Source organism: Bacillus sp. CGMCC 1.60114, from assembly GCF_042676365.1.
In the GTDB taxonomy this organism is placed as follows: domain Bacteria; phylum Bacillota; class Bacilli; order Bacillales; family Bacillaceae_G; genus Bacillus_A; species Bacillus_A rhizoplanae_A.
In genome coordinates this window covers 13,879-34,958 of sequence record NZ_JBHTHG010000084.1, presented here as the reverse complement: position 1 = coordinate 34,958, position 21,080 = coordinate 13,879, and the positions used below count along the sequence as shown (strand labels likewise).

The following is a 21,080-nucleotide window of genomic DNA, read 5'->3' as shown; positions in this document are numbered from 1 at the left end:
AGAATGATGAAAACATTGTTAGACGTAAAAGATTTACATGTTTCTTTTGACACGCATGCTGGTGAAGTACAAGCTGTGCGCGGAGTTTCTTTTGACTTGAAAAAAGGAGAAACGATAGCAATTGTAGGGGAGTCTGGTTCTGGTAAGTCCGTTACATCTAAAGCGTTGATGGATTTAATTCCAAAGCCGCCAGGACGTATTAAAAAAGGAGAAATTCTTTTTGATGGTCGTGATTTAACGAAGTTAACAGAAAAAGAAATGCAACAAATTCGCGGGAAAGAAATTGCAATGATTTTCCAAGATCCAATGACATCGTTAAATCCAACGATGACAATCGGTAATCAAATTATGGAAGGTCTTATTAAACATCAAGGAATGAATAAGGCTGATGCTCGCAAAGTTGCGTTAGAGCTCCTTGACCTTGTAGGAATCCCAAATCCGGAAGCACGCTTAAAGCAATATCCGCACCAATTTTCAGGCGGGATGAGACAACGTGTTGTTATTGCAATGGCGCTTGCTTGTAATCCGAAATTATTAATTGCCGATGAGCCAACGACTGCACTTGACGTAACAATTCAAGCGCAAATTTTAGAATTAATGAAAGACATTCAGCAAAAAACAGAAGCAGCTATCATCTTTATTACGCATGACTTAGGTGTTGTTGCGAATGTGGCGGACCGCGTAGCTGTTATGTATGCGGGGAAAGTTGTAGAAATTGGAACGGTTGATGAGATTTTCTATAATCCAAAACATCCATATACATGGGGATTGTTAGCTTCTATGCCAAGTTTAGATGGCGAAGAAGCGGAATTGTATGCAATTCCAGGCACACCGCCAGATTTATTAAAGCCGCCAAAAGGTGATGCATTTGCAGCGCGTAATCCACAGGCGTTAAAGATTGATTTTGAAATGGAACCACCTTTATTTAAGGTAAGTGATACACATTATGCAGCAACATGGTTACTTCATGAAGATGCTCCGAAAGTGGAGCCGCCTGAAATTGTCCAAAAACGTATTCGACAAATGAAAGCAGGTGAACAGCATGACTAATAATCGTGAAAAATTGATTGAAGTAAAAAATGTAAAGCAATATTTCAATGTGAACGGCGGAGTTGTAAAGGCGATTGATGATGTTACCTTTGATATTTACCGCGGAGAGACATTTGGACTTGTAGGAGAGTCTGGCTCTGGTAAATCAACAACAGGAAGAACGATTATTCGTTTATACGATGCAACAGCAGGAGAGGTATTATTTGATGGTGAAAATGTGCACGGTAAAAAATCACGTGCTGAATTAAAGAAATTTAACCGTAAAATGCAAATGATTTTCCAAGATCCATATGCATCATTAAACCCGCGTATGAGCGTTGCGGACATTATTGCAGAAGGTATTGATATTCATGGTCTTGCAAAAAACAAAGAGGATCGTATGAAGCGTGTGTACGAATTGCTTGAAACAGTTGGTTTAAACCGTGAGCATGCAAGTCGTTTCCCACATGAATTCTCTGGCGGACAACGTCAACGTATTGGAATTGCGAGAGCATTAGCAGTAGAACCGGATTTTATTATCGCGGATGAGCCGATTTCAGCGCTTGACGTGTCTATCCAAGCGCAAGTAGTTAACTTATTGAAAAAATTACAAAAAGAAAAAGGGTTAACATATTTATTCATTGCGCATGATCTATCAATGGTAAAATATATTAGCGATCGCATCGGCGTTATGTATCACGGGAAAATTGTGGAGCTTGCAACGAGTGAAGAGTTATATGAGCATCCAATTCATCCGTATACAAAATCATTATTATCAGCAATTCCACTTCCAGATCCAGATTACGAGCGCAATCGTAAACGTATCGTGTACGATCCATCTCAGCATCAATACGGTAATGAAGAGCCAAAGATGCGCGAAATTCGCCCAGGACATTTCGTTCTTTGTTCAGAAGCTGAATATAAGAAATATAAAGAAATTTATCAATAAGAGAAGACGAGCACATGAAAAATGTGCTCGTTTTTTTGTTTTTTTAGGTTATTGGATAAAAAACATATACAATAATAATGAATTAATTATATTCTGATAATTTTAATGAATTAAAAAATAAGAGAAAACAGGATTAAAACGCGTTATAAAACGCTTACAAAACACATAACATTAACAGAAAATTTTAATAAGATAGAAAAATAAGTATACAAATAATCAATTTGTATGTATAATATGAATTGTTAGAAATTAATTACTTTTTATTCTTTTTAATGGAAGGGCTAACATTTTTGGGGAGGGTATAATACATGCAGAAAAAGGTGCCGATGCTACTTGCATCAACATTAACAGTAAGTATGATTCTAGGGGCTTGCGGATATACAAAAGAAGACACGCAAGCGAAAGCAAAAGGGGACACAAGCAGTGCAAAACAAGTAATTAACCTTGTTGAAACATCTGAGCTTCCAACGATGGATACAACATTAACAACAGATGCAGCATCTTCAAACGTAATGAACAACACAATGGAAGGGCTATATCGTCTTGGAAAAGATAATAAATTAGTTCCAGGTGTTGCCGAGTCGTATGAAAAATCGGCAGATGGAAAAAAATATACGTTTAAATTACGTAAAGATTCGAAATGGTCAAATGGTGACCCTGTAACAGCGAAAGATTTTGTGTATTCTTGGCAACGAGCAGTGAATCCAGATACAGGTGCAAAGTCTGCTTACATAATGTTTGATGTGAAGAATGCAGAGAAAATTAATATGAAACAATTGCCGGCGGATCAATTAGGTGTAAAAGCGGTTGATGACTATACATTAGAAGTAGAACTAGATAATCCAGTTCCATATTTTGTAGATTTAACAGTTTATCCGTTGTTCTATCCTCTTAATGAAAAATATGTGAAAGAACAAGGTGCGAAATATGGACTAGAAGCAAATACAACATTGTATAATGGTCCATTTGTACTAAATGAATGGAAACATGAGCAAAGCTTCCAATTAAAGAAAAATCCATCTTATTGGGATAATAAAACAGTTAAATTAGAGGAAGTAAACTTTAATATCGTAAAAGATACAGCAACAGCGGTAAATTTATATGAAACAAAAGCAATTGACCGTGCTTATTTATCGGCAGAATTTGTAGATAAATATAGAAAAGGTAGCGATTTTAAAACAACAAGTGATCCAACAGTATTCTTCTTACGTTTAAATGAAAAGAATCCTGCTTTAGCAAATAAAAATATTCGTAAAGCGATTTCTTTAGGATTTGAGCGTGACGGCATGATAAATACATTGTTAAATAACGGTTCAAAAGCAGCTGGCGGCTTAGTTCCAGAAGACTTTGTTAAGAATTCTGATGGGAAAGACTTCCGCAAAGAAAATGGAAAGCTTGCAAAAGTAGATTTGAAAGAAGCGAAAAAGTATTGGGAAGCTGGTAAAAAAGAGCTTGGAACAGATACAATTGAATTATCGTTATTAAACTCTGATTTAGAGCTGAATAAAAAAATTAGTGAGTATTTAAAAGGTGAATTAGAAAAGAATTTACCAGGATTAAAAGTAAATTTGAAAACACAACCATTTGCACAAGTATTAAAATTAGAGAGCAGCGGTGATTATGACATTTCATTTAGCGGTTGGGGACCAGATTACCCAGATGCAATGACATTCCTTGATATGTTTGTAACAAACGGTGCACAAAATAAAATGGGTTATTCAAATGCTCAATATGATGAACTTATTACAAAAGCTAAGAAGGATGGAACTGATTTAAAAGGACGTTGGAATGATCTGTTGAAAGCAGAAAAAATCTTATTTGATGATGCAGCGATTGCACCTATCCACCAACGCGGAAGAGCGTATGTACAGCGCGAAACAGTACAGGATATTTACATCAATAAATATGGTCCAGAGTTAAGCTTTAAATGGGCTTCTGTAAAGTAAGTAAAATGAATTTTTGATTCTAGAGGGTGCTTCGTCATTCCTTACGGATTATGAGTTGAATCGAAGAGAATTTTCATACTTGTTAGTTTAAAATAATGAACATAAAAATGAAGCAGGATTCTAATCCTGCTTCATTTTTTAATACGTGCGTTTTTTATAAATTCCTTTCCCGCCAACTTGATTCCAACCAGCTTGCACTTCAGAGGATTTATCTACGAATTTCATTTTGTTTTTACCACCAAACAATTTTTCTCCAATCCCATTTGTGATAATTCCGACCGTTGCGGTAATCCCAATAACTAATGCTGCAACGATTGCAAAATCAAGAAAAAATGCCCCCATACATAAGCCCCCTTTGTATATGTATATATGTATTGTATGTGAAAGAAGATAGAAAAGAAAGAATCCTCTGATAAAATATATGTGTTTTTATAAAGTGAAACTTCCATCAGTGGGGGTTTTCTTCATCCCCACTGATGGAAAGCTCTCACCAATCGGGCTTTTACGGGCAGTTATCTCCCACCTATCTTCTTCGTTTTTCTCTGAATCTTGAGGTGGGGGTTTTACTGCCCGCGAATAGCGGGATAAACTTATTACGTTGTTTGCTTTTTGCTAGTATTGTTCCTTTTAGCTACTTCAAAAAGAAGTTTACATTTTTTACTGATAGCAATTGCTTATAATGCCACAACATTCCACCTGTAAAGTGGATGAGCAAAATGTTGTAGGATTGGATGGTCCTTTTCAGAAAAGTATTCCTTATTATAGAAGAGAAAGGTAGTAATCTTTAAGTATATTGGTTATGTTCTTAAGCATAGAATGTGTTTTTTACTAGAGAATGATCTCTTAGTATAGATAAATGTCCTCATCTAGAAAATGTAAAATTTTTCGGAAATCTATCTATTAAATTTTTTGTTCAAATAGGCTGATTTTAGAGAGGTGAAAACCAATGAAATTTGCATTTTTATTAGTCGCTATTATTGTTATTGTATCACTCATGGGTACAGTGTTAGTTGCAAGAAATACGGATGAGAATTATGGGAACTCTACGAAGCAGAATGTGACCAATTTGTCTGTTATTTATATCGTACTTTTTTTAATTCTTCTCATAGGAGTTGCATGGTATACGATTGTCATCTTGTAGTCTTTGCCACTTAATAAGGTGAAACTTCCATCAGTAAACGCTTTATCCACTGATGGAAAGCCCGCCCAATCGGGCCCTAACAGGCGGTTTTCCTTCATGAAATATCCCCCCACATACCGCCTGTTAGAGCGGGCTTTCTTTGCTCCTCTCTGAATTGGGATCTTACTGCGGGATAAAGGTTAGCGAATCCCTTTATAGTTTGGCGTCGGTTTCGCCCGTAATTCTATTTATTAAATAAAATCTTGGATCAGCTGTTGTCCAGGATATGATTCAATAGTGGAATCAACAGAAGAATCAAAATCAAAAAATATTACTTTAGAACGTAACGGAGATGATAAAATATGACGACCTGGTTTATACTTTCGTTGATTCTTATGTTTTCTGTAAAAATAATAGTGACGAGTCTACCAACCTCTGTTACGGACTCGTTTGCACAAAAATTTGAATTGCATCCACAACTTAATAATGCGAATGTTACTGTAACCATCGACGGAAAATGCTTGGAAGGTGAAGACAAAATTCAAGTTATTAATTATTTTAACGAAGCACTATTTTTAGAGAAATATTATTTTCCTCCAAATACTAGTGGGACGCCATTGAATATTGATACGAAAAGAGGCAAAAATAATGTTAGGTTTTCTGTGTACAGTTACGACGATCACGTTGATGTAGTCAAACAGTACAAGAAGAAAGTAGTCGCGTATAGTCTGCGTTCTAACGGTCTTCAAAAACGTTCTATGTTAGTAACAGAGGAAATGAATGAAACGACAGCTGAAGCGCTATAAGCATTTGCGAAGACTCTATTTAAATATAGAAAGAAAAGGATTCCTAAAATATAAGGAATCCTTTTTTTTGTTAGTATATAGGGTTGTTTTAGATAAGTGGATGAGCAAAATACCATAGAAGTGGATGGTTATTTTTTTGAGATGTTTGTTTACTATAAGAAGGGTAGTACTTTTAAATTTATTTTAATTATTCATGTCACTAAAGTCATAAATAAAGAAATGATGATAAGGATGAAACCAAATGGAATGGAAACCCGATCGTGCGAATAAGAAGCCTGTCTACAAACAAATAGCAGACTATATTGAATATGGGATTTCTTCGGGAGAATTTGCACCAAATAGTATGTTACCTTCGGAACGTACTTTAGCAAAAGAGTTGCAAGTTAATCGCAGTACGATAGTATCTGCATATCAGGAGCTGCAATCGCTTGGGATAGTAGAGCGAGAAAAAGGAAGCGGAACGCGTGTAAGCACAGATATATGGGGAATATCGCATAAACGCATCCCGAACTGGGGCCGGTATGTAGAGGATGGCTCATTTCTCCCCAATTTGCCACTAGTTCAGCGTATTCGTACAGAAACTCAAAAGACCGATTTAATTAATGTAGCTGGTGGTGAATTGTCGCCGGATTTGTTTCCAACCGATCAATTTCGTGCCATTCTCTCAGAGCAAACATTTACAGGGCATTTAGGTTATGATCATCCACAGGGCAATGAGATATTGAGGGAAACGATTTCTTGGCATGCTGATAGCTATAAAAATATAAAGGTTGATCCTTCCTCTATTCTTATTACGTCAGGCGCTCAACAAGCACTTCATCTTATTGTTCAATGCTTGCTTAAGCCAGGGGATGCTGTTGCGATTGAAGATCCATCTTATTGTTTTTCCCTACCAGTATTTCAATCTGCTGGGTTAAAAACATTTCATTTACCTATGGATCAACATGGTATTAATCCGGATGACATTATCGATTTACACAAAAAACATAGATTGCGAATGATATTTTTAAATCCTGATCATCATAATCCAACAGGAAACGTTCTTTCGTTGGCACGTCGTAAAAAGATTCTAGAATTGTCGTCTGATTTTGGTATACCTATTGTAGAAGATGATCCCTACAGCCTAACTTCTTTCAATGGAAAAGTAAATCCAACCTTAAAATCTATGGATTATAATGGAAATGTTTTATATATTAGTTCATTATCAAAAATTGTAGCATCAGGATTACGAATTGGCTGGGTTATTGGACCTCCGCAAGTCATTCAACGTCTGGCGGATGGGAAGCAGCAAGTGGATTTTGGACATAGTGTATTCCCTCAATGGGTGGCAAATCAATTTTTGAGATCGGAATATTTTAATGCGCATATTTGTATGCTTCGAGAACAACTTAAACAGAGAAGGGACCAAATGACCTCAAGTCTCGATGAACTTTTAGGTAAACAAGTTGAATTTCATGTTCCAGAAGGTGGAATCCATTTATGGTGTAAGATACCGAATGAAATTAATGAATATCATCTATTGGAAGAATCTATACGAAAGGGTATAGTTTTTGTTCCAGGGAGTATTTTTGGTTCGGAAAAAGGATATGTACGTTTTACTTTTGGAAGAGGTGACCTGAACCTTATTCGTGAAGGTATTACAAGATTTGCGGATGCTTTAAATAGCATTAAATAATCATGCATATTGAAAGTAAAAACGAAGGATTTCTCTGAATCTTGAGGTGGAGAGGTTTACTGCCCGCGAATAGCGGGATAGATAGAAATGATTCATGTGAAGTTCATGAATCATTTTTCTTTTCGATAAAAATAAAAAATGTTAACCGCTTTATGTACTGGACAACGAATCGACTGATTATAAGCTGCTAATTCTCCATCTAAGTCTCTAAAACGGATGGAGAAATAAAGGGAAATTAGATAAATAAAGAGGTGGATGCTAAAAATGTGTTCTCAATTTAAAACGCCATTGTTTACTGCACTTGTAGAACATGCAGAAAAAGAACCGATTCAATTCCATATTCCTGGTCATAAAAAAGGAAAAGGTATGGATCCTGAATTTAGAGAGTTTATTGGTGAAAACGCACTTGCGATAGATTTGATTAACATCGCTCCCTTAGATGATTTGCATCAGCCAAAAGGAATTATCAAACAAGCGCAAGATTTGGCAGCTACAGCATTTGGCGCTGATCATACCTTCTTTTCTGTTCAAGGAACGAGCGGTGTGATTATGACAATGGTGATGAGTGTTTGCGGACCTGGTGATAAAATTCTTGTACCGCGCAATGTACACAAATCTATTATGAGCGGGATTATTTTCTCAGGTGCAACGCCCATTTTTATCCATCCGGAGGTTGATCCGAATCTCGGTATTTCGCACGGTATTACACCTGGATCTGTAGAAAAAGCGTTAATACAACATCCAGATGCTAAAGCTGTGCTTGTGATTAACCCTACCTACTTTGGGGTTTCTGGCGACTTGAAAAAAATTGTGGACATTGCTCATGCACATGATATTCCGGTTCTAGTAGACGAAGCGCATGGCGCTCATATTCATTTTCATGATGATCTTCCTCTTTCTGCCATGCAAGCAGGTGCTGACATGGCAGCGACAAGTGTGCATAAACTAGGGAGTTCATTAACACAAAGTTCCATTTTAAATGTGCAAGGAAGCCGTGTTTCACCGAAGCATGTACAAACGATTTTAAGTATGTTAACGACGACATCCACTTCTTATATCTTGCTTGCTTCTTTGGATGTGGCAAGAAAACGATTAGCGACTGAGGGACAAGCTTTATTGGAACGTACGATTCGTTTAGCAGAGCAAACCTGTGCTCAAATCAATGAGATTGCCTATTTGTATTGCGTTGGTCGTGAAATTTTGGGAACGAATGCTGCGATTGCCATGGACCCGACAAAGCTTTTAATTTCGGTAAAAGAACTTGGGATTACTGGATATGATGTAGAGAAGTGGCTTCGTGAAACCTTCAATATTGAGGTCGAATTGTCGGACCTATATAACATTCTTTGTATCATTACACCTGGTGATACCGAAGAAGACTTAGAAAAACTTGTACATGCATTGAAAGAACTGTCAGCTACGTTTCAAGAACAGGCCAATTTCAATATAAATGCTCCTGTACTATTGCCGGACATCCCGGTGCTGGCGTTAACGCCGCGTGATGCCTTTTATGCTGAAACGGAAATGATTCCATTTGAAGAATCGGTTGGAAGAATTATCGCTGAATTTGTCATGGTGTATCCACCAGGTATTCCTATTTTCATTCCTGGTGAAATTATTACAGAAGAAAACTTGATATATACGAAAAAGAATAAGGAAGCGGGTCTTCCTGTACAAGGCGCCGAGGATTATGAGTTGAAATCATTGCGCGTCATAAAAGAACAGCGTCCTATAAAATAAGTGTGAGCGGCATTGTCCTATCTAGAATAGTTACACAAGGGGATTTTTAATAAAGTCAATACAGGCCGGAGACGTCTTAGTAAAGTACTAAGACGTTTTTTAGTTCATCCCGCTTTAACAGGCGGTATGTGGGAATACTTTATGAAAGAAAACCATGTGTAAGAGTCAAATTGGTGAGGACTTTCTATCAGTGGTATAAAGTGAAATATAAATGTAGCATATGTGAATATGCATGTAGACAGAAGGGAAGTAGTTTGATAAAATAGAAAAAAGAACAAATGTTCCTAGGGGATGGGTATACATATTTTTCTTACAAAATGCACTGCTTTTGCATAACTTTTATGTATAATTTGAAGAAAATTTACTGTATATTTCTTTCTTGTTCTATTGTATAATGATTATAGAAGTTACTTATTTAAAGTAATTGTTTTTTTAGAAAGGTTCGCTTACAGATTTTGAAATTCTCTATTTTTAGACAAGTAGTCATGAGCGATACAAAATTTGTTTGAACATAATAATGAAAATGTGAAATAGTACAGAATTTGTACTCTTTTAAGGAGAGTGAGTAATGTATGGTAACACTATATAGTTCTCCAAGTTGTACGTCTTGTAGAAAAGCGAAATTATGGTTAGAGGAAAACCATATTCCTTATACAGAACGTAATATTTTCTCTGATCCATTATCGATTGAGGAAATTAAAGAGATTTTACGTATGACAGAAAGTGGAACAGATGAAATTATTTCAACTCGTTCTAAAGTGTTTCAGGAATTAAATATTAATTTAGAATCTTTACCTCTTCAAGATTTATATAAGCTTATTCGTGATTATCCAGGTATTCTTCGTCGTCCTATTATGATCGATGAAAAACGCCTGCAAGTTGGTTATAACGAAGATGAAATTCGCCGCTTCTTACCACGTACAGTAAGAACATTTCAATTACGCGAAGCACAGCGTCTTGTAAATTAATATAATATGAAAAGGAGCTAATTCTCAATTCTGCTTTAACGGAATGTGGGCCATTAGCTCCTTTTTTTGTATAAATAAAACATGACGTATTTTGCTAAAAGGAGATAACATTTACATAATTCTTGTTATCGAAAGTTATGCTTCCAGTCTTTTTTCTAAAAAATGTTGGCGGAATCCTTTTGGGTGATCCTCAATGAGACCAAATTCTTTATAGCCATGTTTTTTGTAAAATTCAGGAGCTTGGAAACTGAAAGTATCAAGTATAATAAGTCTACATTTCTTCTCTTTTGCAACCTCTTCCATTTTATGTAGTAACTTAGTTCCGTATCCTTTAAGGCGTAATTGATTATCTACCCATAGATAATCAATATGTATGTGACGCCAAAAGATGGTTCCTGTTATACCACCTATTATGTTTCCTTCTTCGTCTCTTACCACAAGGCTTACATTCTCAGAAGGAGATTTTACTTCATCTGGTAGTTGTGAAGTATTATATTCTATAACCTTCTGTCTAATGTAATTACTATCTTCTTGGTTCCATTGTCGGATTATTTGCATGGAAAATTCCCCTTTTCTGATTTTTGCTTCAAACGTCATATCATGCTAAATTAGCTTGTTTGTTCATGTATTTCGCAGCTTTACTTGGTTTACAAAAATTCCAACTAATAACACTGTAATCGTGAAGAGAAAAGGAATACTTGCTGTGAAAAATGGATTGTTCTCGAAAAATGGTGTGAAATTTTTTTCATGTGTTATCATACTGCCGGCTGTGTAAGCTAAAATAGCAGCGCCAATATAGACAAGAAGTGGAAATCTTTCCATGCATAATAAAATGAGTTTACTTCCCCAAATGATAATAGGAATGGAAATGAGTAATCCGGTGATAACTAATGTAATGTCTCCATGTGCGGCTCCAGCAATTGCAAGTACATTATCAAATCCCATAACAAGGTCTGCGAAAACGATTGTCCGTACGGCTTGAAATAAGGTTGTCTTTGCCTTAATACTAGAAAGATCATGACTGCTATCTGTAAGCAGATTGATTGCGATGAGAGTAAGGAAAACCCCTCCGATTAATTGTAAAAAGGGAATGTTAAGTAAATAAACAGCGATTACTGTGAGGAAGATGCGTAGTATGATGGCTAAACCAGTCCCTAAAATAATCGCTTTATTTCGCTCTGTTTCTGGTAAATTCCGGCTTGCGAGTGCGATGACAATCGCGTTGTCTCCGCCTAACACAATGTCGATACCCACGATTATAAAGATGGATGTGAGAAAGTCTAAATCCATTCAGTTTGCCTCCGTTTGTTCTGTCCTAATAGACAGAAACATTGTCCATTAGGAGTGGATTTGTTTTAGTTATAATCACTATGTAAGAGAAGGGTTGTACTTCATATAACGGCAAATGTATTGTAAATCAGAGAAGAAGGAATGTCCTTTTTAGTTTGTTTCGTTTACATCATATGCAGGAAAAAAGAATATAGGACAATCATTTGTATGAAGAACATGTCCAATGTTTTCTTGAAAAAAGGGAGAGTCATTATGGCGTTAAGGGTAATACCTTAATAAAAAATTGGGTAAATGACGGTTTTTTTCTGAAATATGGTGTTTTTATTTCCATTCTGGAGCATCTTATCATAAAATGAGAGTACAAGATTCTAACTTTTTTTGTAATATGATTGGGGAATCCCTTCATAACCATTCCAAATAGGAAGGGAGAGGTGCATTTTGGATATTGAAAGAGTTAATGATCATACGATGAAATTTTATATCTCGTACATTGATATAGAAGACCGCGGATTTAACCGTGAAGAAATTTGGTATAACCGCGATAGAAGTGAACAGTTATTTTGGGAAATGATGGATGAAGCGCGTGACCATGATGACTTTTTTATTGATGGGCCGCTTTGGATTCAAGTACAGGCACTTGAAAAAGGAATTGAAGTACTTGTGACGAAAGCTCAGCTTTCGAAAGATGGACAAAAATTAGAATTACCACTTGGTCTGGATAAAATTATCGATATTCCTCTTGATGAGCGAATTGGATCGTTATTTGAACAGGAGATAGAAGACGCGGGAACAATTTTTAATGAAGATGGTACACTTGGTTTTTTAATTAAATTTGACGACTTTGAGCATGTTATTTCATTAAGCCATCGACTTATATTTGAAGAGATAAAAGATGAGTTATATTCATTTGAAGACCGCTATTATGTATATGTCGAATTTGATGAGGTAGTGCACGATGAAGAGGAGATTGATCGTATTTTAAGTGTAATATTAGAATATGGAGAAGAATCTGCTTTGACAATTCATCGCGTTCGTGAATACGGAAAGCAAATTGTTGCTGAACATGCACTTGAAACAATTCGTAATCATTTTTCTCCTGGAATGTAGGCCGATTTCTTTATACTGAAATCGGCTTTTTAAATGTGGATATACTAAAAGGGATTGTATGTAAGGGGGGCGGATATGAAAAAGATATTGAAGCTATTTTTCTTGTTGATTAGTTTATTCGTTGTGTTTATTTCGTTACGTCTATTTATTGATGTAACATTTTATTCGGATGTAATTGGGATTAAAGATATTTCATTTTTAGGAATTTTAAGTACTTTGTTTACAATATCAGCATTTCTAATTGGATTTGTGATTTTTTTAGAAAATCGTAACCCCTCGAAAACGTTAACTTGGTTAATGGTACTTGGGATTTTTCCAGTAGTAGGTTTTTTTGCATATCTTCTATTTGGACAAAATTTTCGGAGAAAACGAATGTTTCAAAAGAAGGCGCTTTTAGACGAGCAGGCGTTTTTGCAGTATAAAGGGCATGAGCATGATCATGACCGTATATTGAAAAAACATGAACATCAAGAATTATTGTTTCGGCTAGCAGATCGTCTTGGGGCATTAAATATTTCTTTTCATACGGAAACGAAAGTATTAACAAATGGGGAAGAAACATTTCAATCTATTTTAGATGGATTGAAAAAGGCCAAGCATCATATTCATATGGAATATTACATTGTGCGTGATGATAAAATTGGTACAAAAATTAAAGACATTCTCATCCAAAAAGCAAAAGAAGGTGTGAAGGTTCGATTTTTATATGATGCCGTAGGGAGTTTTAAACTGTCAAACACATATATTGAGGAATTAAATCATGCAGGTGTTGAGATGGTGCCGTTTTTTCCTGTACGTTTTCCCATTTTAAATGACAAAATTAACTATCGAAATCACCGGAAAATTGTTGTTATTGATGGAAATGAAGGCTTCGTTGGTGGTTTAAATATTGGAGATGAGTATTTAGGGGAAAATAAATATTTTGGATTTTGGCGAGACACTCATCTATATTTACGAGGCGAAGCAGTGCAAAGTTTACAACTTATCTTTTTGCAAGATTGGTTTTACATGACAGGCGAAGCGGTATTAACATCAGACTATTTACAAGCCGATATCGTAGAAGGTGATGAACAGGGGGGCGTGCAGCTCATTGCCGGAGGACCTGATAGTAAATGGGAAACAATTAAGCATTTATATTTTGCGATGATTGCTTCGGCAAGGAAATCAATTTGGATTGCAACGCCATATTTTATTCCAGATGATGATATTTTATCAGCACTAAAAGTAGCGGCCTTAGCAGGTATTGATGTTCGCTTGTTAATGCCAAGCAAACCGGATAAGAAGACTGTGTTTTATGCGTCTCGTTCTTATTTTCCGGAATTATTAGAGGCAGGCGTAAAAATATATGAATATGAAAAAGGTTTTTTACACAGCAAAGTTGTGATTGTTGATTCTGATTTGGCCTCAATTGGAACAGCGAATATGGATATGAGAAGTTTTCATTTGAATTTTGAGGTGAATGCCTTTTTATATGATACAAACAGTATTCGCAAGCTTGTGGCAGATTTTGAAGAGGATTTGCAGGTGGCGAATGAAATTTATGCAGATCGTTTTAATAACCGTCGTCTTGTGATGCGGATTGTGGAATCAACATATCGGTTATTGTCTCCTTTACTCTAAAGACTCATGAAAATGGGTCTTTTTTTGCTATTTGTGGGCAGTAAGAACCCCACCTCAAGATTGAGCGGAAAGCGAGGAAGATAGGTGGGAGCTTACCTTCAGTGGAAAGATGCGCCCACTGAAGGTATTTGAGCAGGAATTCGCTTGTCGTTGTAGAATAGTCCAAACGGAAGAAAGGAGTGATTCTATGTTTGTTGCAAAAAGAGAGAATGGAGAGGAAATTCATCTTCTTCATGGATGGAAGGAAAAACAGCTTATTATGTTACGGAAGAACGAGCGCTTTTTCTGTCCCATTTGTCACTTAGAAGTACAGCTAAAACTAGGAAAGCAAAAAAAGTGGCATTTCGCTCATAAGAAATCACATAGCTGCAAAATTGAGCTTGAAAATGAATCGGCGTATCATTTGCGGGGAAAAGAGCAGTTATATAAATGGCTTCAGTCACAAGTTTGTTCTATAAAAATGGAGCATTATTTGCCCGCAATTCAGCAGCGACCTGATTTGTTTGTTGTAATTGATAATCGACAAATTGCTATTGAATATCAATGTGCAACTTTATCGACAGAGCAGTTGTTAAAACGAACGGAAGGGTATTGGAAAGAAGGAATTCAAATATTATGGATCTTGGGAGGGAATCAGTTAAAACGTCATGCAACATATTGGGTGTCGCTTTCTTCTTTTCATTCTTGCTGCGTGCAATATCATTCAAGCCCCTATCTCCTCTATTTTTGTCCAGATGCAAAGGCATTTTTCAAATGTAATCTTCTTCTACCTTTTTCTTCGTCTACTGTCTTTTCACATGTAATCTATTTTCCGCTTCATAAGATTACATTAGCATCTCTTCTTACGACATCATCTATATCGATCCAACGTCTAGAAAAAGAATGGTTGAATAAAAAGCAGCGTCTTAGGGCAAATGGTATTCATATGTGGAATCGCAGTGAGCGCTCCTTTTTAGAGCTTCTTTATTATCATCATATATCCCCATCCTGTTTTCCTCCTGAAATTGGTGTTCCTTTACCATCGCTCCTAGCATTTCGTACTCATTCTTTCATATGGCAAGCTTACATTTTAATTGAGCTACTAGGTAAATTTACGATAGGAGAATATTTTTCATTGCATACCATTTTTCAGTATGTTGAAAGGCATAGAGTGATTCGTAGACGGTTACTACCGTATTTTCCGCAAGCATTTTGGCAACAGGCAGTGAGAGAATATATGCAATTTTTATGTTTGATTGGAGAGATTGAGCAAGTTGATGTTTACAAATATCGAAAAGTACGATGTTTTTTTGTACCAAAAACAGAAAAAGAGATACAGAGGTTTGATCGCTTATTTTTAGCAAAAGCTCTTATGCTTGTGGGAGCAAAGTATAACATGAGTGAAGAGAAAACGGATATAATAAAAAAGTACCCAGAAGGAATTGTATAAGAAGAATCGAATTGTACTAGGAGATATGAATAAGGAGGGTTTACACATGGCTGAACAAAAAACAGTGAGAGCACTGCCAGCACGTAGTGAAATTGAAACAGAAAATACGTGGCGCTTAGAAGATATTTTCCAAACAGATGCAGAGTGGGAAACGGAATTTCAAGCGGTGAAAGAGTTACTGCCAAAACTTACGGAATTTAAAGGAAAGCTTGGGGAATCGGCAAATGCGTTGCTAGAAACGCTGCAGTATGAAGATGAAGTATCGATGCGTCTTGGTAAATTGTATACATACGCACATATGCGCTACGACCAAGATACAACAAATTCATCTTATCAAGCGTTAAATGACCGTGCGACAAGTTTGTATTCTCAAGTATCAAGTAGCATGGCGTACATTGTGCCAGAAATTTTAACAATTGCAGAAGAGACATTGCAATCATTTTTACAAGAAAATAAAGAACTAAAGGTATATGAGCATGCATTAGAAGAAATTACGCGTCAGCGTCCTCACGTATTATCAGAGGCAGAAGAAGCGTTATTAGCTCAAGCTTCTGAGGTTATGAGTGCATCTAGTAATACATTTGGTATATTAAATAACGCCGACTTAAAGTTTCCATCTATTCAAGATGAAAATGGGGAAGAGGTAGAAGTGACTCATGGCCGCTACATTCAATTTTTAGAAAGCGATGATCCTCGCGTTCGTCATGATGCCTTTCATGCTGTATATGAAACGTATGGAAAATATAAGAATACATTTGCAAGCACATTAAATGGGGCAATTAAACGAAATAATTTTTATGGGAATGTTCGTAAGTATGATTCTGCTCGCCAAGCTGCACTGAGCAATAATAATATTCCTGAGTCCGTTTATGATCAGCTTGTGGAAACAGTAAATGAAAACTTACATTTATTGCATCGTTACATTGATATTCGTAAACGAGCACTCGGATTAGAAGAATTACACATGTACGATTTATATACACCGCTCGTACCAGAAGTGAAAATGAATGTAACATATAAAGAAGCACAAGATATTTTATTACAATCATTAGCTGTACTTGGCGAAGAGTATGTGGATATTTTAAAAGAAGCTTACGAAAACCGCTGGGTAGATGTATATGAAAATAAAGGGAAGCGAAGCGGTGCTTATTCATCAGGTGCATATGGTACAAATCCATATGTTTTAATGAACTGGCATGATAATGTAAATAATTTATTTACGCTTGCTCACGAATTTGGTCATTCTGTGCATAGTTACTATACAAGAAAAACGCAGCCTTATGTGTACGGTGATTATTCAATTTTCGTTGCTGAGGTAGCGTCTACATGTAATGAGGCACTTCTAAATGATCATTTATTAAAAACGACAGATGATAAGAAGAAGCGTCTATACTTATTAAATCACTATTTAGAAGGTTTCCGTGGTACAGTGTTCCGTCAAACAATGTTTGCTGAGTTTGAACACGTTATTCATCAAAAAGTGCAAGAAGGTCATGCAGTAACGCCAGATATGTTAACGGAAATTTACTATGAGCTAAATAAAAAGTATTTCGGTGATAGTTTAGTCATCGATAAAGAAATTGGTTTAGAGTGGTCCCGTATTCCGCATTTCTATTACAATTACTATGTATATCAATATGCGACGGGCTTTAGTGCAGCGACTGCGCTGTCAAAACAAATTTTAGAAGAAGGTAAGCCAGCGGTAGAACGTTACATTAACGAATTCTTGAAAGCAGGAAGCTCTGACTATCCAATTGAAGTATTGAAAAAAGCTGGTGTTGATATGACGTCACCAGAGCCTATAAAAGAAGCAATGCAAGTATTTGAAGAGAAATTAAATGAATTAGAAGCACTTCTATTTGAAGAGAAGTAGTAGAGAAACGAGAGTCGTATGACTCTCGTTTTTGTTTAAAATCCTTTAAATCGCCTTTGGGTGCTGAAGTATGATACAGCCAATACGATTGCTCCAAATAATAGGGGAAGTGATAAAATGAGTGGAAATACTTGTAACAATGATAGAACGTATAAACAAAAGAAGAGGAAAATGATACAAATAAATAATAAAAGATAGGATTTTTTCAATGGAAACCCTCCTATAATTACTCTCTATATATGGTATTCAAAAATGAAAACGTTTAGAATGTGACAGAAATGTGAAATTCGACAAAAAGGCTTGTCATCTGACGTCGAATCTTGTAATATAATAAACGTGAACGAATTCACATACAAACATATACCCCTTTGTTTGAACGTGAAATTTCTCCCATCCCCTTTAATATTTTTATAAGCCGTAAAGAAAACGACCTAGTGTTTTACACTAGGTCGTTTTCTGTTGCACTCCATTGCCAATAACGCTCTCGTTTTGTATCAATCATGCGTACTTTTCTTTTTAATAACAATTTTTTCATTTCTCGTTCTATCTCATTTTGAGAGTAGTTATAAATAAAGGCAATTTCTTTTGTTGACATAAACTGTACGTGCTCTAGTAATACCTCTAGAGAAGGAAGTGGTTGTGGTTCAATTTCTTCTTTCACAATTTCCTTTAATACTTGTACATATACATCATAAGAGTAAATACCAGCAACTTTAATTCCTTCTTCATTTGAATTCGCATGAAAGAAAACGAGAGAAGGGATTTCTGTAATGTGCATTTCATTTGTAAATTTCAAATCGCATTGAAATGCTTTTGCAGCACTGATAGAATGTAAATCTTGTTTAAATTCTTCAATATCAATTCCGCTTTGTTTCGCACATGTGAGCAGCATATCTATATCTGGCTTTGATATATTTTCAAGCAAAATGGATTCTTGAAGTTTTCGCAAAAATTTCGAACCTGCTTTTCGACCTTGTAATTCTGCTGCTTTAATGGCAAGTGAAGTGATATACGGAGTTGACGAAGCCCCGTGCATAAATACTTTTCCGTCGCAAGAAAACCCATGTAAACTCGTTGTTTTTTCCCACACAAATCGAATATTAGCAGGTTTATTCCATTTGTGTGATGGGGAGGTGGCCCCTTCTACCTTACCGGTAACAATGTGACGGAGTGAAAAATATTTTCCATATTCGAGCCATAGTTTAATCATCAATGGCTCGATGTCCCAACAATCTTTGCAAAGTGGATCAATAAATAAGTACGCTTCTACAGACTTAGGCTCACATTTGGAAGGCGAGATTGGTGCAATATGTTTTGCTTCCTGTTTTTCCATTAAGCTTCACCTGTTTCGGGAGTATTGACCATGTGCTGCGCCGTTAACGTCAGACGTTCAAATACAAAATCACGAATCGGTCCGTGTACATCAGTGTCGTCCATCGCTTGTTCCATACACGAGAGCCAAGCTTTTGCGCGTTTCGGTGTAATTTCGAACGGCAGATGGCGAGCACGTAACATCGGGTGACCATGTTCTTCTGTATAAAGGCTTGGTCCTCCTAAATATTGTGTTAAAAATTGTTTTTGCTTCCTAGCAGTTTCTGTTAAATCGTCTGGGAAGATGGGAGATAAGTCAGGGTGTTTACTGACATAGGAATAAAATGTATCGACTAAATTTGCAATGCCTTGTTCACCGCCAATTGCCTCAAATGGTGTCGTTGGTTGCTTGTTCATCCTTGTAACTCCTTTTTCCATCAAATGTATATCTATCCTGCTATTTATGGGCAGTATCTTTATCCCGCTATTCGCGGGCAGTAAGACCCACACCTCAAGATTCAAAGAGAAACATTGTCCAGCTCTAGCGGCTAGAATCTCCGGTCGTTTCGCCCCCTCGGACGAGGCAAAAAGCTCCTCTCTGCCGGGTACTCCAACGTCCTGCGATTCTGAGCGAGCCGCTTCCGCTTTTCTTAAGAAGATAGGTGGGGGATAACTGCTGGCACGCGCCCGATTGGTGAGAGCTTTCCAGCAGTGGGAAAAAGCGTCCACTGCTGGAAGTTTCACTTTATGCATTTCACGATGCAAACTTGCCCATAAAAGCCCGATTCCCGATTGGCTCAATTAGCCATCAGTGGAAAAAAGCGATCACTGATGGAAGTTTTACTTACTTTATCCCGCTCTAATGGGCAGTATCTATAGGTGTTTCACGATGCAAACTGCCCATTAGAGCCCGATTGGTTCAACTAACCTTTCATGAAAGGAAGTTTAACTTTATTGTAGCAACGGGTTGTTCCGAAGAGCAAATAAATAGCTCTTAATCAATCCTTTGCTAGTTTATTGTTCTTTTTGTCCTTTGGCAAGAAAAAAGCGTTGCACCTTGTTTTTTGTTTGTCTGACAGGAATATTATGTTCTTTTAATAAAGCAGCAAATGCTGCTTGTCCAGCCTGTTCATCGCTTACTTCATATTCAAGTTCATAATCATCATGTTCATAATAAAAACTATGGTCGAACACGAGTGTACCGCCTTCAAATAGTGTTTCTGCTCGCTCTGTTGTTAAGCTTCCCATGTATTGTAATGAAGAAACAGGAATTTGCAGGGTTTCTAATTGTTTGGAAACAGCTCCCCTGATTAGTTTATTTGTTTCAATCATTATTTTAGCTTCTTCTTCTGTTACAGTTTGATGAGTCTCTAATAATCCAATCTCTGCGGGTTGTTTTAGCGTTAGTGTATAAGTATTATTTTTACAACGAATACGAAGTGCAGAGCCAGCGTTCTTTAATGAAAATGTAGGCGTTTCAAAATAATGATTTACTTGTTTTGCGAATGTTGTAATAGAAAATGCGTGACATAAAGAATGGAATTCCTCTTTTGTGACCATATTTTTAAATTCAATCTCAATCTCTTGTTGCATATGCGCTCTCCTTTTATGAAATATCTGTTACTCATTATCGCTTTTTCCTAAATTTCATTCAATGTTTTATTTGTTTCGTTGTATGTTATGTTACAATAAAAGTGTTGATTATGACAGGAAGTAGGATATGGAGGAGTTAAAGCATGCAAAATAAAATTCAAGTTAAGAGCGTAGAAAAAAGAGAAGATGCTCTTATTTTTTGTGCAGAAAATACGGACATACGTGTAGATGGTTTAAAGGCGCGTAGTCATGTGCTTGTAGATTCAGACAATTTATCATTTTTATATATTTTAGAGAATGAAACATCTTTCATTTACGTGAGTATCCCGCATACGTGCTGGGAAGAATTAAAAAATGCAATGAAGAACGATGAAACGATGTTTGTTCGTATTCATGACGTTGAAATCGAATTAGAACAAATGAAAGAAGAACTGGAATATTTAATTGAAAATATTGAAGGAAATGCGAATTACGGTGAGGAACTCGTAAGTACAGTAGAAAAAGTGTTTCTGTAAATTGAAACTGCCATCAGTGGGTGCTTTTCCCACTGATGGTTAGTTGAACGAATCGGGCTCATACGGGCAGTTATCTTTTTTGCTTTCTTAGAATCTTGAGATTGGGATC

General features: G+C 36.4%; 19 protein-coding genes. 13 read left to right on the top strand and 6 right to left on the bottom strand.

Features of this window, described 5'->3' with window-relative positions:
* The first annotated feature begins 6 nt into the window (after positions 1 to 6).
* The 3 genes from ACFQZ1_RS12015 (at position 7) to ACFQZ1_RS12005 (ending at position 3,924) form a co-directional block, all read left to right on the top strand.
* Positions 7 to 1,050: an ABC transporter ATP-binding protein gene (locus tag ACFQZ1_RS12015; protein ID WP_377882404.1), complete on the top strand. Its 1,044-nt coding sequence runs from the start codon at positions 7 to 9 to the stop codon at positions 1,048 to 1,050.
* Complete coding sequence (locus ACFQZ1_RS12010; RefSeq protein WP_377882403.1) at positions 1,043 to 1,978, top strand: ABC transporter ATP-binding protein; 936 nt, start codon at positions 1,043 to 1,045, stop codon at positions 1,976 to 1,978. Before ACFQZ1_RS12015 ends, ACFQZ1_RS12010 begins: the two co-directional genes overlap by 8 nt.
* A gap of 308 nt (positions 1,979 to 2,286) precedes the next feature.
* Entirely contained in the window at positions 2,287 to 3,924 is a 1,638-nt protein-coding gene (locus ACFQZ1_RS12005) for a peptide ABC transporter substrate-binding protein (RefSeq protein ID WP_377882402.1), read from the top strand.
* Between the two features lie 138 nt (positions 3,925 to 4,062).
* Here ACFQZ1_RS12005 and ACFQZ1_RS12000 read toward each other — a convergent pair whose 3' ends face one another.
* Positions 4,063 to 4,266: a hypothetical protein gene (locus ACFQZ1_RS12000; protein ID WP_377882401.1), complete on the bottom strand. Its 204-nt coding sequence runs from the start codon at positions 4,264 to 4,266 to the stop codon at positions 4,063 to 4,065.
* Positions 4,267 to 4,870: 604 nt separating this feature from the next.
* Here ACFQZ1_RS12000 and ACFQZ1_RS11995 point away from each other — a divergent pair.
* The 5 genes from ACFQZ1_RS11995 (at position 4,871) to spx (ending at position 10,233) form a co-directional block, all read left to right on the top strand.
* Positions 4,871 to 5,065: a hypothetical protein gene (locus ACFQZ1_RS11995; RefSeq protein ID WP_377882400.1), complete on the top strand. Its 195-nt coding sequence runs from the start codon at positions 4,871 to 4,873 to the stop codon at positions 5,063 to 5,065.
* A gap of 341 nt (positions 5,066 to 5,406) precedes the next feature.
* The gene (locus tag ACFQZ1_RS11990; RefSeq protein WP_377882399.1) at positions 5,407 to 5,850 is read left to right on the top strand and encodes a YfmQ family protein; all 444 of its coding nucleotides are present in this window, start codon (positions 5,407 to 5,409) and stop codon (positions 5,848 to 5,850) included.
* A 241-nt stretch (positions 5,851 to 6,091) separates the two neighbouring features.
* Positions 6,092 to 7,525 (top strand): MocR-like pyridoxine biosynthesis transcription factor PdxR, encoded by a 1,434-nt coding sequence (pdxR, locus tag ACFQZ1_RS11985; protein ID WP_377882398.1) that lies wholly within the window; start codon positions 6,092 to 6,094, stop codon positions 7,523 to 7,525.
* Between the two features lie 264 nt (positions 7,526 to 7,789).
* Positions 7,790 to 9,265, top strand: coding sequence for an aminotransferase class I/II-fold pyridoxal phosphate-dependent enzyme (locus tag ACFQZ1_RS11980; RefSeq protein WP_377882397.1), 1,476 nt, complete (start codon positions 7,790 to 7,792; stop codon positions 9,263 to 9,265).
* Between the two features lie 572 nt (positions 9,266 to 9,837).
* Positions 9,838 to 10,233 (top strand): transcriptional regulator Spx, encoded by a 396-nt coding sequence (spx, locus tag ACFQZ1_RS11975; protein WP_230574977.1) that lies wholly within the window; start codon positions 9,838 to 9,840, stop codon positions 10,231 to 10,233.
* A gap of 135 nt (positions 10,234 to 10,368) precedes the next feature.
* Here the strand turns inward: spx and ACFQZ1_RS11970 are convergent, their stop codons facing one another.
* Together ACFQZ1_RS11970 and ACFQZ1_RS11965 are read right to left on the bottom strand one after the other, a co-directional pair.
* Entirely contained in the window at positions 10,369 to 10,791 is a 423-nt protein-coding gene (locus ACFQZ1_RS11970) for a GNAT family N-acetyltransferase (protein WP_377882396.1), read from the bottom strand.
* A gap of 63 nt (positions 10,792 to 10,854) precedes the next feature.
* Positions 10,855 to 11,523 (bottom strand): TerC family protein, encoded by a 669-nt coding sequence (locus ACFQZ1_RS11965; protein WP_377882395.1) that lies wholly within the window; start codon positions 11,521 to 11,523, stop codon positions 10,855 to 10,857.
* Positions 11,524 to 11,961: 438 nt separating this feature from the next.
* On the opposite strand from ACFQZ1_RS11965, the gene mecA reads away from it, so the two are divergent.
* The 4 genes from mecA (at position 11,962) to pepF (ending at position 17,552) form a co-directional block, all read left to right on the top strand.
* Positions 11,962 to 12,630, top strand: a complete 669-nt coding sequence (mecA, locus tag ACFQZ1_RS11960; RefSeq protein ID WP_377882394.1) for an adaptor protein MecA — start codon at positions 11,962 to 11,964, stop codon at positions 12,628 to 12,630.
* A 75-nt stretch (positions 12,631 to 12,705) separates the two neighbouring features.
* Positions 12,706 to 14,250: a cardiolipin synthase gene (gene cls / locus ACFQZ1_RS11955; RefSeq protein ID WP_377882393.1), complete on the top strand. Its 1,545-nt coding sequence runs from the start codon at positions 12,706 to 12,708 to the stop codon at positions 14,248 to 14,250.
* A 187-nt stretch (positions 14,251 to 14,437) separates the two neighbouring features.
* Positions 14,438 to 15,679: a competence protein CoiA gene (locus tag ACFQZ1_RS11950; RefSeq protein ID WP_377882392.1), complete on the top strand. Its 1,242-nt coding sequence runs from the start codon at positions 14,438 to 14,440 to the stop codon at positions 15,677 to 15,679.
* A 46-nt stretch (positions 15,680 to 15,725) separates the two neighbouring features.
* A complete protein-coding gene (gene pepF, locus ACFQZ1_RS11945; RefSeq protein WP_377882391.1) occupies positions 15,726 to 17,552 on the top strand; it encodes an oligoendopeptidase F in 1,827 nt (608 codons plus the stop codon).
* A 439-nt stretch (positions 17,553 to 17,991) separates the two neighbouring features.
* Here pepF and ACFQZ1_RS11940 read toward each other — a convergent pair whose 3' ends face one another.
* The 3 genes from ACFQZ1_RS11940 to ACFQZ1_RS11930 form a co-directional block, all read right to left on the bottom strand.
* Positions 17,992 to 18,885 (bottom strand): ClpXP adapter SpxH family protein, encoded by an 894-nt coding sequence (locus tag ACFQZ1_RS11940; protein ID WP_377882390.1) that lies wholly within the window; start codon positions 18,883 to 18,885, stop codon positions 17,992 to 17,994.
* A complete protein-coding gene (locus tag ACFQZ1_RS11935) occupies positions 18,885 to 19,280 on the bottom strand; it encodes a globin domain-containing protein (RefSeq protein ID WP_377882389.1) in 396 nt (131 codons plus the stop codon). The genes ACFQZ1_RS11940 and ACFQZ1_RS11935 overlap by 1 nt, the downstream gene beginning before the upstream one ends.
* A 597-nt stretch (positions 19,281 to 19,877) precedes the next feature.
* Entirely contained in the window at positions 19,878 to 20,456 is a 579-nt protein-coding gene (locus tag ACFQZ1_RS11930) for a CYTH domain-containing protein (RefSeq protein WP_377882388.1), read from the bottom strand.
* Between the two features lie 143 nt (positions 20,457 to 20,599).
* Between ACFQZ1_RS11930 and ACFQZ1_RS11925 the strand changes: the two genes are divergently transcribed.
* Positions 20,600 to 20,971 (top strand): UPF0738 family protein, encoded by a 372-nt coding sequence (locus ACFQZ1_RS11925; protein WP_377882387.1) that lies wholly within the window; start codon positions 20,600 to 20,602, stop codon positions 20,969 to 20,971.
* The last annotated feature ends 109 nt before the right edge of the window (positions 20,972 to 21,080 follow it).

Bases quoted from the DNA above. Each gene is read 5' to 3' on its own strand.
- ACFQZ1_RS12015 (WP_377882404.1), top strand. From the start codon at position 7: ATGAAAACATTGTTAGACGTAAAAGATTTACATGTTTCTTTTGACACG.
- ACFQZ1_RS12010 (WP_377882403.1), top strand. From the start codon at position 1,043: ATGACTAATAATCGTGAAAAATTGATTGAAGTAAAAAATGTAAAGCAA.
- ACFQZ1_RS12005 (WP_377882402.1), top strand. From the start codon at position 2,287: ATGCAGAAAAAGGTGCCGATGCTACTTGCATCAACATTAACAGTAAGT.
- ACFQZ1_RS12000 (WP_377882401.1), bottom strand. From the start codon at position 4,266: ATGGGGGCATTTTTTCTTGATTTTGCAATCGTTGCAGCATTAGTTATT.
- ACFQZ1_RS11995 (WP_377882400.1), top strand. From the start codon at position 4,871: ATGAAATTTGCATTTTTATTAGTCGCTATTATTGTTATTGTATCACTC.
- ACFQZ1_RS11990 (WP_377882399.1), top strand. From the start codon at position 5,407: ATGACGACCTGGTTTATACTTTCGTTGATTCTTATGTTTTCTGTAAAA.
- pdxR (WP_377882398.1), top strand. From the start codon at position 6,092: ATGGAATGGAAACCCGATCGTGCGAATAAGAAGCCTGTCTACAAACAA.
- ACFQZ1_RS11980 (WP_377882397.1), top strand. From the start codon at position 7,790: ATGTGTTCTCAATTTAAAACGCCATTGTTTACTGCACTTGTAGAACAT.
- spx (WP_230574977.1), top strand. From the start codon at position 9,838: ATGGTAACACTATATAGTTCTCCAAGTTGTACGTCTTGTAGAAAAGCG.
- ACFQZ1_RS11970 (WP_377882396.1), bottom strand. From the start codon at position 10,791: ATGCAAATAATCCGACAATGGAACCAAGAAGATAGTAATTACATTAGA.
- ACFQZ1_RS11965 (WP_377882395.1), bottom strand. From the start codon at position 11,523: ATGGATTTAGACTTTCTCACATCCATCTTTATAATCGTGGGTATCGAC.
- cls (WP_377882393.1), top strand. From the start codon at position 12,706: ATGAAAAAGATATTGAAGCTATTTTTCTTGTTGATTAGTTTATTCGTT.
- ACFQZ1_RS11950 (WP_377882392.1), top strand. From the start codon at position 14,438: ATGTTTGTTGCAAAAAGAGAGAATGGAGAGGAAATTCATCTTCTTCAT.
- pepF (WP_377882391.1), top strand. From the start codon at position 15,726: ATGGCTGAACAAAAAACAGTGAGAGCACTGCCAGCACGTAGTGAAATT.
- ACFQZ1_RS11940 (WP_377882390.1), bottom strand. From the start codon at position 18,885: ATGGAAAAACAGGAAGCAAAACATATTGCACCAATCTCGCCTTCCAAA.
- ACFQZ1_RS11935 (WP_377882389.1), bottom strand. From the start codon at position 19,280: ATGAACAAGCAACCAACGACACCATTTGAGGCAATTGGCGGTGAACAA.
- ACFQZ1_RS11930 (WP_377882388.1), bottom strand. From the start codon at position 20,456: ATGCAACAAGAGATTGAGATTGAATTTAAAAATATGGTCACAAAAGAG.
- ACFQZ1_RS11925 (WP_377882387.1), top strand. From the start codon at position 20,600: ATGCAAAATAAAATTCAAGTTAAGAGCGTAGAAAAAAGAGAAGATGCT.